This window comes from Streptomyces sp. ADI95-17, assembly GCF_003846175.1.
Lineage (GTDB): Bacteria > Actinomycetota > Actinomycetes > Streptomycetales > Streptomycetaceae > Streptomyces > Streptomyces sanglieri.
This window is the reverse complement of the sequence record NZ_ML123049.1, coordinates 131,465-147,573: the sequence shown is the minus strand read 5'-3', so window position 1 is coordinate 147,573 and position 16,109 is coordinate 131,465. Positions and strand designations below refer to the sequence as shown.

General features: G+C 70.7%; 17 protein-coding genes. 4 read left to right on the top strand and 13 right to left on the bottom strand.

The genetic code is table 11. The features are described 5' to 3' along the window. From kdpB to EES42_RS27580, 6 genes are all read right to left on the bottom strand, one after another. The coding region (kdpB, locus tag EES42_RS27605) for a potassium-transporting ATPase subunit KdpB (protein WP_241196673.1) at positions 1-1,365 on the bottom strand (1,365 nt) is incomplete at its 3' end. 26 nt (positions 1,366-1,391) lie between these two features. After that, positions 1,392-3,056, bottom strand: a complete 1,665-nt coding sequence (kdpA, locus tag EES42_RS27600; RefSeq protein ID WP_124721002.1) for a potassium-transporting ATPase subunit KdpA — start codon at positions 3,054-3,056, stop codon at positions 1,392-1,394. A 7-nt stretch (positions 3,057-3,063) separates the two neighbouring features. Further along, positions 3,064-3,153, bottom strand: a complete 90-nt coding sequence (gene kdpF, locus EES42_RS27595; protein ID WP_037701211.1) for a K(+)-transporting ATPase subunit F — start codon at positions 3,151-3,153, stop codon at positions 3,064-3,066. Positions 3,154-3,500: 347 nt separating this feature from the next. Then, complete coding sequence (locus tag EES42_RS27590) at positions 3,501-4,274, bottom strand: DUF3710 domain-containing protein (protein WP_124721001.1); 774 nt, start codon at positions 4,272-4,274, stop codon at positions 3,501-3,503. 1 nt (position 4,275) lies between these two features. Next, on the bottom strand, positions 4,276-4,809 hold the full coding sequence (gene dut, locus EES42_RS27585) for a dUTP diphosphatase (RefSeq protein ID WP_124721000.1): 534 nt from the start codon (positions 4,807-4,809) through the stop codon (positions 4,276-4,278). Beyond that, the gene (locus tag EES42_RS27580) at positions 4,809-5,393 is read right to left on the bottom strand and encodes a PaaI family thioesterase (RefSeq protein ID WP_124720999.1); all 585 of its coding nucleotides are present in this window, start codon (positions 5,391-5,393) and stop codon (positions 4,809-4,811) included. The genes dut and EES42_RS27580 overlap by 1 nt, the downstream gene beginning before the upstream one ends. Positions 5,394-5,451: 58 nt before the next feature. Between EES42_RS27580 and EES42_RS27575 the strand changes: the two genes are divergently transcribed. After that, entirely contained in the window at positions 5,452-5,907 is a 456-nt protein-coding gene (locus tag EES42_RS27575) for a DUF3093 domain-containing protein (RefSeq protein WP_124720998.1), read from the top strand. An 83-nt stretch (positions 5,908-5,990) separates the two neighbouring features. Here the strand turns inward: EES42_RS27575 and EES42_RS27570 are convergent, their stop codons facing one another. The 4 genes from EES42_RS27570 to EES42_RS27555 form a co-directional block, all read right to left on the bottom strand. Next, on the bottom strand, positions 5,991-6,947 hold the full coding sequence (locus EES42_RS27570; protein ID WP_124720997.1) for a hypothetical protein: 957 nt from the start codon (positions 6,945-6,947) through the stop codon (positions 5,991-5,993). Between the two features lie 12 nt (positions 6,948-6,959). Continuing rightward, positions 6,960-7,256, bottom strand: a complete 297-nt coding sequence (locus EES42_RS27565; RefSeq protein WP_003965732.1) for a DUF4193 domain-containing protein — start codon at positions 7,254-7,256, stop codon at positions 6,960-6,962. A 404-nt stretch (positions 7,257-7,660) separates the two neighbouring features. Beyond that, complete coding sequence (locus tag EES42_RS27560; protein ID WP_124720996.1) at positions 7,661-8,890, bottom strand: sensor histidine kinase; 1,230 nt, start codon at positions 8,888-8,890, stop codon at positions 7,661-7,663. 5 nt (positions 8,891-8,895) lie between these two features. Further along, positions 8,896-9,549, bottom strand: a complete 654-nt coding sequence (locus EES42_RS27555; protein WP_072485872.1) for a response regulator transcription factor — start codon at positions 9,547-9,549, stop codon at positions 8,896-8,898. Between the two features lie 382 nt (positions 9,550-9,931). On the opposite strand from EES42_RS27555, the gene EES42_RS44925 reads away from it, so the two are divergent. Then, positions 9,932-10,105 (top strand): hypothetical protein, encoded by a 174-nt coding sequence (locus tag EES42_RS44925; protein ID WP_164495334.1) that lies wholly within the window; start codon positions 9,932-9,934, stop codon positions 10,103-10,105. Between the two features lie 78 nt (positions 10,106-10,183). On the opposite strand, the gene EES42_RS27550 is transcribed toward EES42_RS44925, so the two are convergent. Further along, positions 10,184-11,002 (bottom strand): inositol monophosphatase family protein, encoded by an 819-nt coding sequence (locus tag EES42_RS27550; protein WP_124720995.1) that lies wholly within the window; start codon positions 11,000-11,002, stop codon positions 10,184-10,186. Between the two features lie 35 nt (positions 11,003-11,037). Next, complete coding sequence (locus EES42_RS27545) at positions 11,038-12,165, bottom strand: ferrochelatase (RefSeq protein ID WP_124720994.1); 1,128 nt, start codon at positions 12,163-12,165, stop codon at positions 11,038-11,040. Positions 12,166-12,318: 153 nt separating this feature from the next. Between EES42_RS27545 and EES42_RS27540 the strand changes: the two genes are divergently transcribed. Beyond that, the gene (locus EES42_RS27540) at positions 12,319-13,560 is read left to right on the top strand and encodes an MFS transporter (RefSeq protein ID WP_124720993.1); all 1,242 of its coding nucleotides are present in this window, start codon (positions 12,319-12,321) and stop codon (positions 13,558-13,560) included. Continuing rightward, the gene (locus tag EES42_RS27535) at positions 13,523-14,839 is read left to right on the top strand and encodes a D-arabinono-1,4-lactone oxidase (RefSeq protein WP_124720992.1); all 1,317 of its coding nucleotides are present in this window, start codon (positions 13,523-13,525) and stop codon (positions 14,837-14,839) included. The genes EES42_RS27540 and EES42_RS27535 overlap by 38 nt, the downstream gene beginning before the upstream one ends. A 67-nt stretch (positions 14,840-14,906) precedes the next feature. Here the strand turns inward: EES42_RS27535 and EES42_RS27530 are convergent, their stop codons facing one another. Continuing rightward, positions 14,907-15,959: a hypothetical protein gene (locus EES42_RS27530; RefSeq protein ID WP_124720991.1), complete on the bottom strand. Its 1,053-nt coding sequence runs from the start codon at positions 15,957-15,959 to the stop codon at positions 14,907-14,909. Positions 15,960-16,109: the final 150 nt, after the last annotated feature.

Genomic DNA, 16,109 nt, shown 5'->3' with positions numbered 1-16,109 from the left:
GAGGACCCGCGCCCCCCGCTCGTCCTCCAGGGCCACGAGCAGCGGTGTGCCGCCCGCCTCGGAGATCGTGGCGGTGAGCGCCTTCGCGTCCGGTGCGACGGTGCCGCCGCGCTCCTCGACCCAGGCGACCACCGAACCGGTGGCGCCCTTTCGGACCCTGTGCCCGTCCACATCGACGCCGGACATGCGCGTCTGGGCGGTGAAGGCGACCCACTCGGCCTGCCGCAGCTCGCCCTGGTGGCGTTCGCGCAGCCCGTACTTCTCCTTGGCGAGCACGACGATCGAGCGGCCCTCCGGCGTCTCGTCGGCCAGCGAGGAGAGCTGGGCGGCGTCGGCCAGTTCGGCCTCGGTGGTGCCCTTGACGGGTACGAACTCGGCGGCCTGCCGGTTGCCGAGCGTGATGGTGCCGGTCTTGTCGAGCAGCAGGGTCGACACGTCACCGGCGGCCTCGACGGCACGCCCGGACATGGCGAGGACATTGCGCTGGACGAGCCGGTCCATGCCGGCGATGCCGATCGCGGAGAGCAGCGCACCGATCGTCGTCGGGATCAGGCAGACCAGCAGCGCGGTCAGCACGATCATCGACTGCCGCTGCCCGGCGTAGATCGCGAAGGGCTGGAGGGTGACGACGGCGAGCAGGAAGACGATGGTGAGGGACGCGAGGAGGATGTTCAGCGCGATCTCGTTGGGCGTCTTCTGCCGGGCGGCGCCCTCGACCAGGGCGATCATCCGGTCGATGAACGTCTCGCCGGGCTTGGTGGTGATCTTGACGACGATCCGGTCGGAGAGCACCTTCGTGCCGCCGGTGACGGCCGACCGGTCGCCGCCGGACTCCCGGATGACGGGCGCGGACTCGCCGGTGATCGCGGATTCGTCGACGCTCGCGACGCCCTCGACGACGTCTCCGTCGCCGGGGATGATGTCACCGGCCTCGCAGACCACCAGGTCGCCGACGCGGAGTTCGGTGCCGGGCACCCGCTCCTCGTTCCTGCCGATCAGCCGCCGGGCGACGGTGTCGGTCTTGGCCTTGCGCAGTGTGTCGGCCTGCGCCTTGCCGCGGCCCTCGGCGACCGCCTCCGCCAGGTTGGCGAAGATCGTGGTCAGCCAGAGCCAGACCGCGATCGCCCAGCCGAACCACTCCCCCGGATTCAGGCACGCCAGCACGGTGGTGAACACCGAACCGATCAGCACCACGAACATCACCGGGGACTTGACCATCACCCGGGGGTCGAGCTTGCGTACGGCGTCGGGGAAGGACCGGATCAGCTGCGCGGGGTCGAACAGGCCCCCGCCGACCCGCCCTTCGCTCTGGTGTCCCGTGGGCGCGTCCTGGTGCGGTGCCCGGGTGGGGGTGACAGTGGACATCGAGTCCTCTTGCTTCGTACGAGTGGTCATGACGCCAGCCCTTCGGCCAGCGGCCCCAGCGCCAGGGCCGGGAAGTAGGTCAGCCCGGTGATGATCAGGATCGTGCCGACCAGGAGGGTGCTGAAGAGCGGCTTGTGCGTGCCCAGGGTTCCCACGGTCGCCGGTACGGGTTTCTGCTCGGCGAGCGAGCCGGCCAGCGCCAGGATGAACACCATCGGCAGGAACCGGCCGAGCAGCATCGCGAGACCGATCGTGGTGTTGAACCACTGGGTGTCCGCGTTGAGCCCGGCGAACGCCGAACCGTTGTTGTTCGCGCCCGAGGTGTAGGCGTAGAGGATCTCGGAGAATCCGTGTGCGCCGGAGTTCAGCATGGAATGGGGCGGGGTGGGCAGCGCCATCGCCACGGCGGTGAAGCAGAGCACCAGGGCCGGGGTGATGAGGATGTAGCAGGCCGCGAGCTTGATCTCACGGGTGCCGATCTTCTTGCCGAGGTACTCCGGCGTGCGGCCGACCATCAGCCCGGCGATGAACACCGCGATGATCGCCATGACGAGCATCCCGTAGAGCCCGGAGCCGACGCCTCCGGGCGCGATCTCGCCGAGCTGCATGCCCAGCATGGTGATCCCGCCGCCGAAGCCCGTGTACGAGGAGTGGAAGGAGTTCACCGCACCGGTGGAGGTGAGGGTCGTGGCCACCGCGAAGATCGACGAGCCGGCGATCCCGAACCGGGTCTCCTTGCCCTCCATCGCCCCGCCCGCGATGTCGAACGCGGGCCCGTGGTGGGCGAACTCGGTCCACATCATCAGGGTGGTGAAGCCGAGCCAGATGACGCCCATCGCCGCGAGGATCGCGTAACCCTGCTTGAGCGAGCCGACCATCCGGCCGAAGGTCCGCGTCAGCGCGAAGGGGATGACCAGGATCAGGAAGATCTCAAGGAGGTTGGAGAGCCCGTTGGGGTTCTCGAAGGGGTGGGACGAGTTGGCGTTGAAGTAGCCGCCGCCGTTCGTGCCCAGCTCCTTGATGGCCTCCTGGGAGGCCACTGCGCCGCCGTTCCACTGCTGCGAGCCGCCCATGAACTGCCCGACCTCGTGGATGCCGGCGAAGTTCTGGATCGCGCCGCAGGCCACCAGCAGCAGCGCGCCGACCACGGCGATCGGCAGCAGGATCCGTACGACCCCCCGGACCAGGTCGGACCAGAAGTTGCCCAGTTCACCGGTGCGGGAGCGGGCGAAGCCTCGTACGAGGGCCACCGCCACGGCCATGCCGACGGCGGCCGAGACGAAGTTCTGCACCGCGAGGCCGCCGGTCTGCACGACGTGGCCCATGGCCTGTTCGCCGTAGTACGACTGCCAGTTGGTGTTGGCGACGAACGACGCCGCCGTGTTGAACGCCTGGTCCGGATCGATCGAGGCGAAGCCGAGCGAACCGGGCAGCGAACCCTGCAGCCGTTGCAGCAGATAGAGGAAGAGGACGCTCACCGCGGAGAAGGCGAGCACCCCACGCAGATACGCGGGCCAGCGCATCTGCCGGTCGGGGTCGGCACCCACGGCCTTGTACATCCACTTCTCGACGCGAAGGTGCTTCGTCGAGGAGTAGACACCGGCCATGTGGTCGCCGAGCGGTCGGTACGCCAGCCCCAGCGCCACGACGAGCGCGAGGACCTGGAGCACACCGGCGAGGACGGGGCTCATATCGCGCTCAGAACCTCTCCGGGTACAGAAGGGCGAGGACGAGGTAGCCCAGCAGGGCGACGGCCACTATCAGACCGACGATGTTCTCGGCAGTCACAGCTTCGCCACCCCCTTGGCGACGAGAGCCACCAGCGCGAAGACCGCGATCGTGGTGACGACGAAGGCCACATCGGCCATCGTGTGCTCCTAGATGAGGTACGGATTCTCGGACCTCTTGAGCAAACCCCCCGCCTCGACCCTTCTGGCCTGCGTTGATGGCTTCCTTACGGGGAACGGCGAGCCCTTGACGGCGCACTGACGTGCCCCATACGCGCCCCATACGCGCACCCTCCGCACGCTGTCCGGAAATCGCCCCGGACGCGGAAACGGCCGGTGGGCCGCACCCCCTCGCAAGGGGATACGGCCCACCGGCCGAAGCTGTGCCGGGCGGCTGCCCGGATCCGCTCAGCGCACCTCGGTGATCTCGGGTCCGCGCTGGAGCTGGCCCATGCCACCGGAGAACTTCGAGCCCTCCTGGCTCTCCTGCTGGACCCCTTCGGGGACCATCTGGGCATCGTTGGGCAGCTTGAGAACGATCGGGTCGCGCGGCGCCATGGGGCCCTCGCCCCGGACCACCACGGTGTCCCGGAAGATCGTCTCCAGCAGCCCGGCGGCCTCCGGCTGCACGGCGCCCTGGCCGGAGATCACTCCGCGCAGGAACCAGCGGGGCCCGTCGACGCCGACGAAGCGCACCAGCTGCACGCCGTTCGTCCCGTCCGGGAGCTGTACGGGGACCTGGGCACGCAGCTCCCAGCCCAGCGGGCCCTCGACCTCGTCGATGATCCCGCCCTGCTGGGTGATGCCGGAGGCGATCTCGTCGCGGACCTCGCCCCAGATGCCCTCCTTCTTGGGGGCTGCGAAGGCCTGGAGCTGGACGGCGCTGTCGCGCAGCACCACGGTCGCGGCGACGATCGCGTCACCGGCCACCTCGACGCGCAGCTCCATGCCCTCGACGCCGGGCACGAAGATGCCGCCCAGGTCGACCCGGCCCTCACCGGGCTGGGAGACCTCGGAGACGTCCCACGGCCCGTCCGGCCGCGGTGCCGGCGGGAGGTTCACCCGACGCGAGCCGCTGTCGGCGCCGTCGGTGTCATCGAGCTCGTCGACGACCTGCTCGGCCTCGCGCGCTTCGTCCGCCACGTCCTCGGCGGAACCACTCTTCTTGCGACGTCCGAACACGTCACTGTCCTTCCCGGTCGGGTACGACCGAAGCGTAGCTGTTACCGCCCTGGGTGTTCCCGCCCCTGACGCCATCGACATCACCGGAGGCATGCCCTCCGGTGGATCCGAAGCCTCCCTCGCCGCGGGCCGAGCCCGGCAGCTGAGCCACCTCGTGGAAGCGCACCTTCTCGACCTGCTGGACGACCAGTTGGGCAATCCGGTCGAACCGCTCGAACCGCACCGGCTCTCGCGGGTCGAGGTTGATGACGATCACCTTGATCTCTCCACGGTACCCGGCATCAACCGTCCCCGGGGCATTCACCAGGGCGACCCCACAGCGTGCGGCGAGGCCGGAGCGCGGGTGCACGAACGCGGCGTACCCGTCGGGCAGCGCGATCGAAACCCCGGTGGGCAGCACCGCCCGCTCGCCGGGGGCGAGTTCGACGGCCTCGGTGGTCACCAGGTCCGCCCCGGCGTCGCCCGGGTGCCCATAGGCCGGAATCGGCACGTCCGGGTCGACCCGGCGGATGAGTACGTCCACGGGCCGGCGCATCAGGGGTTCACCTCGAAGGCACGGGCACGCCTGACCTGGTCCGGATCGGCCATCGCCGCCTCGATCTCGGCCGGACGGCCGTTCTCGATGAAGTGGTCGACCTTGACCTCGATGAAGAGGGCTTCGGCCCGGACCGCCACGGGCCCGTCCGGGCCGCCGATCCGGCCGGTCGCCCGGGAGTAGATCTTCCGGCCGTGCACCGCGGTGATCTCGGCGTCGAGGTGCAGCACGGTGTCCACCGGCACCGGGCGCACGAAGTCGGTCTCCAGCCGTCCGGTCACGGCGATCACCCGCAGGAGCCAGTTCAGCGAGCCGAGCGTCTCGTCCAGCGCCGTGGTCAGGATGCCGCCGTGCGCGAGCCCCGGGGCGCCCTGATGGGCGGCCTGCACGGTGAACTCGGCGGTGACGCTGAGACCGTCGCCGGCCCGCGCCTGGAGGTGCAGCCCGTGGCGCTGTCCTTCGCCGCAGCCGAAACAGTGTTCGTAGTGCGCGCCGAGGAGTTCTCCGGGGGCCGGGGCTTCGGGGTGCCGGACCGGTTCCACCGCGTCGGCCGGGGGCTTCAGAGCCTCAGATGTTCCACTCACAGGCGCAGACCTTACCCGCGCGGCTACCCGCGGGTCGCGCCGTGCCAAGCTTGGGTTCATGCAGCCTTCCACCCCGCCTTTCGACGAACGACTGACCGCACCCCGTTCGTGGTGGCTCATCGCCTTCCTGGTCGGCATCGCCTGCGCGCTGATGCTGCTGCCGCTCGGCACCCTGCCGCTGCTGGCCGGTCTGGTGGGCGGCACGGCCCTGTCGGCGGTCGCGGTGAGCTCCTACGGCTCGGCCAGGATCCGGGTCGTAGCGGGCGCCCTGGTCGCCGGTGACGCGCGGATCCCCGTGACGGCGCTCGGCGAGGCCGAGGTGCTGGACGGGGAGGAGGCGCGCGCGTGGCGCTCGTACAAGGCGGACACCCGGGCGTTCATGCTGCTGCGCAGCTACATTCCGACAGCGGTCCGGGTGGAGGTCACCGACCCGCAGGACCCGACCCCGTACGTCTATCTCTCGACCCGCGAGCCGCAGGCCCTGGTGGCGGCCCTCACGGCCGTACGCGCCTGATCTGAGCCGGGGACGGCCGCAGCCCCTTCGCGGGCCGTCAGGGCGGTTCACAGGCCCTGGAGTCATAGGCCCTGGAGCTCCGGCTAGGGTTCCAGCTCGCCCGGTACGGCCCTGTTCGGGCCCACCTGCCGCTCCAGCGGCGGCAGCTCGGGGAGCCGGTCCCAGGGGATCTGGCGTTTGCGCAGGTCCTTCCTGACCCGTTCGGCGACCTTTCTGGTGTCGCGCCGGTTCATCATCGCGCCGACGGCGGCGCCGATCATGAACGGGATCAGGTTCGGCACATCGCGCACCATGCGCTTCATGATCTGCTGGCGCAGCTCGCGCTTCATCTGGCCGCCCAGCGCGGCGTTGAGCGTCGTGGGGTGGGCGACGTCGATTCCCCGCTCCTCCGTCCAGGACGTGAGGTAGGCGGTGGAACGCTGGCCGAGCCCGCCCGGCGGGCGCAGTCCGTAGACCTCGTGCAGCTCGGCGACGAGCTTCATCTCGATCGCGGCCACACCGGTGATCTCCGCCGCCAGCTCGGCGAGCATGGCGGGCGGTACGGGCAGCATCGCCGCCGCGCCGATTCCGGCGCCGACGGTGGCGGTGCCCTTGCTCGCGCCTGCGATGAGCTTGTCGGCGAGCTCCTCCGGGCCGAGCCCGGGGAACTGCTTGCGCAGGGTGGCGAGATCGCGCACAGGGACGCGGGGAGCGTTCTCGATGATCAGGTCGGCGATATGACCGATCGCCGCCCTGGCGCTCTCCCCGCCCTTGCGTACGCCCCGTTTCACTGAACTCAGACGGCCTGCCCCGGTCACGGGCTCCGTCCTGTCGACCTGTCCGGCCCCATAGGCCGCGTCGACTTCCTCGATCGCCGCGATCACTTCTTCGAGCGAGGCCGGCCGGCCCCGCTCGTCGTCCCGCTCGCCCGGGGAGGGTGGCAGGGCGGACCGCTCGGCAGGCGCTGTCACGCCTTCTGCCGGGCCTGTGCCGCCCTGATACGCCTCCGACGACCTCTTGCGCCGCAAGCGCCGCTTCCGGAACGGTGTGTCGCCTGCCACGGTCGGTGCGACCTAGTCGCAGTCGCGGCAGATCGGCTGGCCGTTCTTCTCGCGTGCCAGCTGGCTCCTGTGGTGCACGAGGAAACAGCTCATGCACGTGAACTCGTCGGCCTGCTTGGGCAGGACCCTGACGGCCAGCTCTTCGTTGGACAGGTCTGCGCCGGGCAGCTCCAGTCCTTCGGCCGCGTCGAATTCGTCGACGTCGACGGCGGACGCCGTCTTGTCGCTCCGGCGAGCCTTGAGTTCTTCGAGGCTGTCCTGGTCGACGTCGTCATCGGTCTTGCGTGGGGTGTCGTAATCCGTTGCCATGTCGCTCTCCCCCTCTGGGTGTCTGCGGTGTCTCAGCGCACGTAACGCGTGAGAGGCCGGACTTGTGCCCGACCCGAGGCGGAGATTTTGCCTCACATCAAGGTCTGTTACTCAATCGACACCCAAAAGGGCCGCTCGGGAGTGGCCGGCTTGGGTGGCGATGGGGACCGTACACGGTCCCGGTGTCGCCCTTCACGGGCGCCACCCCGTGTACTTCCCGTGATATCGGGCCCCGAAAACCCCGACTTTTGCGGGTTTTCCGGTGGAGTCCCTGATCACGGAGCGTTGACAGCAGGAAATTCGCTCCTGTGATCGATCACACACGGACGATCCGGGCGCAGGTCCCGAAAATTCCGCTCAAAGCGAACAAATTAATTCGTGCCCGGCTCGCTCGGTCCGGCCTCTCAGACGGGCAATGAGACGCGCATCACAAGACCACCGCCTTCACGGGGCTCCGCGATGATACGGCCGCCGTGAGCGCGCGCCACGGAGCGCGCGATCGACAGGCCGAGCCCGACCCCCTTGTCGCTGCCCGTTCGCTCCGTACGCAGCCGCCTGAAGGGCTCGAAGAGGTTGTCGATCTCGTACGCCGGCACCACGGGGCCGGTGTTCGAGACGACCAGCAGGGCCTGGCCGCCCTGGAGCTCGGTGGTGACCTCCACCCAGCCCCCCTCGGGGACGTTGTAGCGCACGGCGTTCTGTACGAGGTTCAGCGCGATCCGCTCCAGCAGGACCCCGTTGCCCTGGACGACGGCGGGGGCCCGCTCGCCGCGGATCTCCACGCCGCGCTCCTCGGCCTCGCCACGCGTCTGGTCGATCGCACGCGAGGCCACCTCCTCCAGGTCGACCGGCTTGCGCTCGACGATCTGGTTGTCGCTGCGGGCCAGCAGCAGCAGGCCCTCGACCAGCTGCTCACTGCGCTCGTTGGTGGCCAGCAGGGTCTTGCCGAGCTGTTTCAGCTCCGGCGGGGCCTGGGGGTCGGACAGGTGGACCTCCAGGAGCGTGCGGTTGATCGCGAGCGGGGTGCGCAGCTCGTGCGACGCGTTGCCGACGAACCGCTGCTGGGCGGTGAAGGCCCGCTCCAGGCGGTCGAGCATCTCGTCGAAGGTGTCGGCGAGCTCCTTCAGCTCGTCGTCGGGGCCGTCCAGCTCGATCCGGCGGGACAGGTCGGTTCCGGCCACTCTGCGGGCGGTGCGGGTGATCCGGCCCAGCGGCGAGAGCACGCGTCCGGCCATCGCGTAACCGAAGGCGAAGGCGATGACGCTCAGCCCCACCAGGGCCAGCAGCGAGCGGTTGAGGAGCGTGTCGAGCGCCTGCTGCCGCTGGTGGTTGACGCAGGAGTTCATCGCCGCGTTGAAGGACTCCGGCGACGCCTTCTCGGGCAGGTTGCAGACATCGCTGGTGACCTGCCCGTTGACGATCTTGAACGGCAGCTCGCTGCCCACGTGCAGGGCCTGCGCCGCCAGCATGTAGATGATCGACAGCAGCAGGATGCCGGCGATCAGGAACATGCCGCCGTAGAGCAGCGTGAGCCGTATCCGGATGGTCGGGCGCAGCCAGTAGGGGGGCTCCTGCTGTTTGGGCTCCCAGGTGGGCTTCGGAGGCGCCGTCGGCGGCGCGGGGGCGGTGGGCACGGCCGTCAGATCCGGTAACCGGAACCGGGCACGGTGACGATGACCGGCGGCTCGCCGAGTTTCCGGCGCAGCGTCATGACGGTCACCCGGACGACATTGGTGAACGGGTCGGTGTTCTCGTCCCAGGCCTTCTCCAGCAGCTGCTCGGCCGAGACGACCGCGCCCTCGCTGCGCATCAGGACCTCCAGCACGGCGAACTCCTTCGGCGCGAGCTGGACCTCCGTCTCGCCCCGGAAGACCTCGCGCCGGTTGGGGTCGAGCTTGATCCCGGCCCGCTCCAGGACGGGCGGCAGGGCCACCGTGGTGCGCCGGCCGAGCGCCCGCACCCGTGCGGTCAGCTCGCTGAAGGCGAAGGGCTTGGGCAGATAGTCGTCGGCGCCCAGCTCCAGGCCCTCGACGCGGTCGCTGACGTCGCCGGACGCGGTGAGCATCAGCACCCTGGTGGGCATGCCCAGCTCGACGATCCGCCGGCAGACGTCGTCGCCGTGGACCAGGGGGAGGTCCCGGTCGAGCACCACGACGTCGTAGTCGTTGACCTCGATGCGCTCCAGGGCCGCCGCGCCGTCGTACACGACATCGACGGCCATGGCCTCCCGGCGCAATCCGGTGGCCACCGCATCGGCGAGCAGCTGCTCGTCCTCCACGACGAGTACGCGCACGGCGCTGTCCTTCCTTAGAAACCTACAGAAAACTACGTGGAAACTTCAGAACGTCCCAAAGTGCCCACGGTCCGTGATCCGGACACCCGTCGGCACAGGTCTGTGCGGCTCCATCCTGCCCGCAACGCGCATAAACCGGCGGTAAGACGACGCGCCGCGACCTGGGGCCCGGTGGAATTCACCGGATTTTCGGGCCAGTTGAGGTTTCCCCGGGTCCAGGCCCGGGGAGGACGCATTCACACCCGAGATCACGCCTTGAATGTGGCGTGCCACAGGCCACTCCGTCCCCGGAGAGCGCGTGATCACCCGCCCTACCGCCTCCGCGCGGAGGGAAACCCCGGGCACACCCCCGTGCCACCGACCCACGATGAGGGGGCGCATTATGGACGCTTTCACCGCAGGTCTGCTGCAGCGGATCAAGACCACCGAGTACGACCTCACGAGAGCTCGGGAGACCGGCGACGACTTCCTCGCGGATGTCGAGCAGAGCGAGCTGGACGACCTTCACCGCCTCGCCGCCGAGCACGGCGTCGAGATCGGCGCCACCAGCGTCTGAGCACATCGGCGCGAAGGGCCCCCGATGCCGTCACCGGCGTCGGGGGCCCTTCGCGTGTGCCGGGCCGGCCGGCAGGCTTCAGTCGTGCCAGGCGCCGAACTCCTCCAGGAGCGCCTGGAGCGGCTCGAAGACGCCCGGCGTCGCGGCGACCGTCAGATCACCGTCGGCCGGCAGTCCGGGCCGCCCGCCGGTGTGCGCGCCGGCCTCGCGGGCGATGAGGTCGCCGGCCGCCAGGTCCCAGGGGTGGAGCCCGCGCTCGTAGTAGCCGTCGAGGCGGCCCGCGGCCACATCGCAGAGGTCCACCGCGGCGGAGCCGCTGCGGCGGATGTCGCGGAGCCGCGGGATCAGCTTCTGGGCCACGTCCGCCTGGTGCGCACGGACGTCACTGACGTAGTTGAAACCGGTCGAGACGAGCGCCTGGTCGAGCGGCGGCGCGGGCCGGCAGCGCAGCGCGGTGCCGTCGCCGTACGCGCCGCCCTCCGCGTACGCGCCGCCGCCGAGCACCGCCCGGTAGGTCTCGCGGCGCATCGGGGCCGCCACGACGCCCACGACCCGCACGCCGTCCTGTTCGGCGGCGATGGACACGGCCCAGGTGGGCAGCCCGTACAGGTAGTTCACGGTGCCGTCGAGCGGGTCGACGACCCAGCGGATTCCGCTGCTGCCCTCGGCGCTGGACCCCTCCTCGCCGAGGAAACCGTCCTGCGGGCGGCGCTCGCTCAGGAAGCCGGTGATCAGCTTCTCGGCGGCGATGTCCATCTCGGTGACGACGTCGATCGGGCTGGACTTGGTCGCGGCCACCCCCAGATCGGCCGGGCGGCCGTCACGGAGCAGCGCGCCGGCGCGTGAGGCGGCCTCCAGGGCGAGGGCGAGCAGTTCGGACAGGTTCGGGTCGGTCACGGCTCTCCAGGGGTTCGTGGGCGTCGCAGGGGCTGTTACGCGTAGGGGCTGTCGGCGCCCGCCGCGGCGGGCTTGAGGGCCCGGGCCGGGCAGCAGCTGACCGGGCAGAGGTCGTGGGCAGGCCCGAGCGCGCCCAGCGCGCACCGCCGGCCGCCCTGTCCCCGCTCGGTGGCGGCGCGCTCCAGCACCAGCTCGCGCACGGCCGCGGCGAACCGCGGGTCGGCCCCCACCGTGGCCGACCGGCGTACCGGCAGGCCCAGCTCGGCGGCCTTCGCGGTGGCCTCCGTGTCGAGGTCGTACAGGACCTCCATGTGGTCCGAGACGAAGCCGATGGGGGCCATCACCACGGCGGGCACACCGTCGGCGTGCAGCGCCTCCAGATGGTCGCAGATGTCGGGCTCCAGCCAGGGGATGTGCGGGGCGCCGCTGCGCGACTGGTAGACGAGCCGCCAGGGGTACTCGACGCCGGTCTCCTCGCGCACCGCGTCGACGATCAGCCGGGCGACGTCGAGGTGCTCGGCGACATAGGCGCCGCCGTCGCCGTGAGCGTCCACGGGGCCGGAGGTGTCGGCGGCGGAGGTGGGGATGGAGTGCGTGGTGAAGGCGAGGTGCGCCCCGGCCCGTACGTCCTCGGGGAGGTCGGCCAGGGAGGCGAGGACGCCGTCCACCATGGGGGTCACGAATCCGGGGTGGTTGAAGTAGTGCCGGAGCTTGTCCACCCGGGGCACCGGCAGCCCCTCCGCCTCCAGGACGGCCAGCGACTCGGCGAGGTTCTCGCGGTACTGCCGGCAGCCGGAGTAGGAGGCGTAGGCGCTGGTGGCGAGGACGGCGATGCGGCGGTGCCCGGCCTCGGTCATCTCGCGCAGGGTGTCGGTGAGGTACGGCGCCCAGTTGCGGTTGCCCCAGTACACCGGCAGGTCCAGCCCGTGCTCGGCGAAGTCCTTGCGCAGGGCGTCCAGCAGGGCCCTGTTCTGGGCGTTGATCGGGCTGACGCCGCCGAACAGGAAGTAGTGCTTGCCGACCTCCTTCAGCCGCTCCTCGGGGATGCCCCGGCCGCGGGTCACGTTCGCCAGGAACGGGACCACGTCGTCCGGGCCTTCGGGGCCGCCGAAGGAGAGCAGCAGCAGAGCGTCGTAGGGAGCGGGATCGCGCAGATCGGACATGACAACGATCCTGCCACCCGCCTCGGACGGTCCTCCCACCGACATCGGCTCCCGGGCCCACCCGGCTGCCCGGCCGATCTCCGCGACCGTAAGCTGTATCGGTTACGTTCATGTATTACAGGCGTGTGCGATCACGCTGTTCCGGAGCCCTCCTTGCCCAGTCCCTACCGCGCGATATTCGCCGTCCCCGGCACCAAGGGGTTCTCGGCGGCCGGATTCCTCGGCCGGATGCCGCTGTCCATGATGGGCATCGGCGTGGTGACCATGATTTCCCAGCTCACCGGCCGTTACGGGCTGGCCGGCGCGCTCTCCGCGACGCTGGCGATGTCGGCGGCGGTGATCGGGCCGCTGATCTCCCGGCTCGTCGACCGGCACGGACAGCGCCGGGTCCTGCGTCCCGCGACCCTGGTCGCGCTGACGGCGGTGGCCGGGCTGCTGATCTGCGCGCAGCAGCGGCTGGCCGACTGGACGCTCTTCGTCTTCGCGGCGGGCGCCGGCTGCGTGCCCAGCGTGGGCTCGATGATCCGGGCCCGCTGGGCGGAGATCTACCGCGGTTCGCCGCGGCAGCTGCACACCGCGTACGCGTGGGAGTCGATCGTCGACGAGGTGTGCTTCATCTTCGGGCCGATCATCTCGATCGGTCTGTCCACCGCCTGGTTCCCGGAGGCCGGGCCGCTCCTGGCGGCCGGGTTCCTGCTGGTCGGTGTGGTCTGGCTGACCGCGCAGCGGTCCACCGAGCCCGTTCCGCATCCGCGCCGGGAGCACACCGGCGGCTCCGCGCTGCGCTCCCGGGGACTCCAGGTGCTCGTGGTGACGTTCGTGGCCACCGGTGCGATCTTCGGGTCGATCGACGTGGTGACGGTGGCCTTCGCCGAGGAGCGGGGCCACAAGGCCGCGGCGAGCCTCGTGCTGGCCGTGTACGCGCTGGGATCCTGCCTGGCCGGAGCGGTCTTCGGCCTGCTCCATCTGAAGCGGAAGGCGTCCACCAGGTGGCTGGTGGGCGTGTGCGCGATGGCCGTGAGTATGATCCCCCTCCAACTGGCCGGGAGCCTGCCGTTCCTGGCCGTGGCGCTCTTTGTCGCGGGCCTCGCCATCGCACCGACGATGGTCACCACCATGGCCCTCGTCGAACAGCACGTACCGCGCACCGAACTGACCGAAGGCATGACCTGGACCAGCACCGGGCTCGCCGTCGGAGTGGCGCTCGGCTCCTCGGCCGCCGGCTGGGTGGTCGACGCGTCGGGAGCGGAGGCGGGGTACGCGGTGCCCGTCGCGGCGGGAGCGCTCGCGGCCGCGGTGGCGTTCCTGGGGTATCGCCGGCTCAGCGGGCCGGTTCCTACGGAAGGGCGCGCGGAAGATGACCGACGCACGGACGACGACGAACGCGTGGCGTAACTGGGCGGGGAATGTCAGCGCCCGTCCGGTACGGGCCGTGTCCCCGGCCTCCGTACCGGAGCTCGCCGAGGTGCTGCGCCGGGCGTCCGAGGACGGTCTGCGGGTGAAGCCGGTCGGCACCGGGCACTCCTTCACCGCGACGGCGGCCACCGACGGCGTGCTGATCCGCCCGGACCTGCTCACCGGCATCCGGAACATCGACCGCGAGGCGATGACGGTGACCGTCGAGGCCGGCACCCCGCTGAAGCGGCTGAACACCGCCCTGGCCCGCGAGGGCCTCTCGCTCACCAATATGGGCGACATCATGGAGCAGACGGTCGCGGGCGCCACCTCGACCGGCACCCACGGCACCGGCCGTGACTCGGCGTCCATATCCGCGCAGATCCGCGCCCTCGAACTGGTTACCGCCGACGGCACGGTGCTGACCTGTTCGGAGAAGGAGAACGCCGACATCTTCGCCGTCGCCCGGATCGGGCTCGGCGCACTGGGTGTCATCACGGCGATCACCTTCGCCGTGGAGCCGGTCTTCCTGCTGACGGCCCGTGAGGAGCCGATGGCCTTCGACCGGGTCCTGGGCGACTTCGACGAGCTGGTCGCGGAGAACGAGCACTTCGAGTTCTACTGGTTCCCGCACACCGGGAACTGCAACACCAAGCGCAACAACCGCAGCGTGGGCCCCGCCGCCCCGCCCGGAAAGGTCAGCGGCTGGGTCGAGGACGAGCTCCTCTCCAACGGGATCTTCCAGGTGGCCTGTTCGCTCGGCCGGGCGGTGCCCGCCACCATTCCCTCGATCGCCAAGCTCTCCAGCCGCGCCCTGTCGGCCCGCACGTACACCGACATCCCGTACAAGGTCTTCACCAGCCCGCGCCGGGTCCGCTTCGTGGAGATGGAGTACGCGCTGCCGCGCGAGGCCGCCGTGGAGGCGCTGCGCGAGGTGAAGGCGATGGTCGAGCGTTCGCCGCTGCGGATCAGCTTCCCGGTGGAGGTCCGTACCGCCCCCGCGGACGACATCGCGCTCTCCACGGCCTCGGGCCGCGAGAGCGCGTACATCGCCGTCCATCTCTACCGGGGCACGCCCTACCAGGCGTACTTCACGGCGGTCGAGCGGATCATGACCGCCCATGGCGGCCGCCCGCACTGGGGCAAGGTCAACACCCGTGACGCCGAGTACCTCGCCGGGGTGTACCCGCGGTTCGGCGAGTTCACCGCCGTACGCGACCGGCTCGACCCGGACCGGCTCTTCGGCAACGACTACCTGCGCCGGGTCCTGGGCGAGTAGGTCCGCCGGGCACACGACGGCCCCGCGAGTCCCGGTCGCACATGTCCGGGACTCGCGGGGCCGTTCGTCACTGTCCGGTGTCGGTGCCGGCGGGGGCGCCGTCGCCCTGCGCCGGGGCCTCGCCCGCGGGGTCCGTGCCGGAGGTGGCGCCGCCGGCGGGTGCCGACGGGGAGGGAGTGGCCGCCGGGGACGGGCTCGTACGGTCACCGGTGCCGCCGGACCGCGTGGGGCCGGGCGTCGGGTCGGCCGAGGTGGCGCCGCCGCCCTCGCCGGCGTCCGGGCTCCGGCTCGCGCCGCCCTGCGAGTCCGTGCCGGGCGTCGTGCCGTTCTCCTGACCCGGCGTCCGCTCCTGGTCGGGGCCGGTGGTGGTGGACGGCGCCGGATCGTTCGACCCGGAGCCCCGCTCCCCGCCACGCACCACGGAGCCGACGGTCGTGCCGCTGCCCCCGCTCAGGTCGTTGCCGGAGATCAGCTCGTACGTGGTGATTCCGGCCATGGTGAGGACGAAGACCACCGCCGCGCCGAGCGCGGAGCGCTTCCAGCCGCGGATCCGGGTGCCGTGCGTGGTGGCTTCGGAGAACTCCTCGTCCGGGTCCGGGCGCGCGGTGGTGAGCAGCTGGGTCGCGTCGAGGGGCCGCAGCATGCGCGTACGGTCCGGATCGTCGTCGGCCGGGGCCTGCGGCGGGACCTTGGCGTCCGCCCCGCGCAGCACGGTCGTGGCGTCCATGGCGGGCAGCACGGTGGTGGCGTCCGCGGTGTCCGTGGTTCCGCGGGAAGTACCGGACGGGGTACTGGCCGGCGGCAGCCGCGTCCCCCTGGCCGTACGCGCGCCGCTCGTCTCACGCGTATGCACCGTCACCTCGCGGCCCGGGTGCTTCACCTGGACCGTGACCTCGCGGATCTGCTCCCCCGTGCGCCGGAAGAAGTGCTGGAAGACCGAACCGCCGCAGGTGGCGACGACGCTCATCACTCCGGCGCCGAGGATCGTTCCGTACACACCCAGCTGGGAGGCCGCCACGGCTGCCGCGACCGCTGCCACGGCGCTGCCCGCGACCTGCGGCAGGCTCAGATCTATACGCCTTTCTTTGGGTTCAGTGTCACTTTCCGGCTTCTGCACCATTTCCAGCCCTTGATTGACATCTCTCCCACCATGCAACAGGAAGGGACATTTGAGCGAAGTGAATAGTTCCGGTTCCGGGGATTCTGTGAAGCAGGACACGAGCGCGGGGCGCACCACCCCCGGCCCGGTGACCCAACTCCCGCACCTCAC

Coding starts and splice junctions, on each gene's coding strand:
- kdpA (WP_124721002.1), bottom strand. CDS start 3,056: ATGAGCCCCGTCCTCGCCGGTGTGCTCCAGGTCCTCGCGCTCGTCGTG.
- dut (WP_124721000.1), bottom strand. CDS start 4,809: ATGCGCCGGCCCGTGGACGTACTCATCCGCCGGGTCGACCCGGACGTG.
- EES42_RS27575 (WP_124720998.1), top strand. CDS start 5,452: ATGCAGCCTTCCACCCCGCCTTTCGACGAACGACTGACCGCACCCCGT.
- EES42_RS27565 (WP_003965732.1), bottom strand. CDS start 7,256: ATGGCAACGGATTACGACACCCCACGCAAGACCGATGACGACGTCGAC.
- EES42_RS44925 (WP_164495334.1), top strand. CDS start 9,932: ATGGACGCTTTCACCGCAGGTCTGCTGCAGCGGATCAAGACCACCGAG.
- EES42_RS27545 (WP_124720994.1), bottom strand. CDS start 12,165: ATGTCCGATCTGCGCGATCCCGCTCCCTACGACGCTCTGCTGCTGCTC.
- EES42_RS27535 (WP_124720992.1), top strand. CDS start 13,523: ATGACCGACGCACGGACGACGACGAACGCGTGGCGTAACTGGGCGGGG.
- EES42_RS27530 (WP_124720991.1), bottom strand. CDS start 15,959: ATGGTGCAGAAGCCGGAAAGTGACACTGAACCCAAAGAAAGGCGTATA.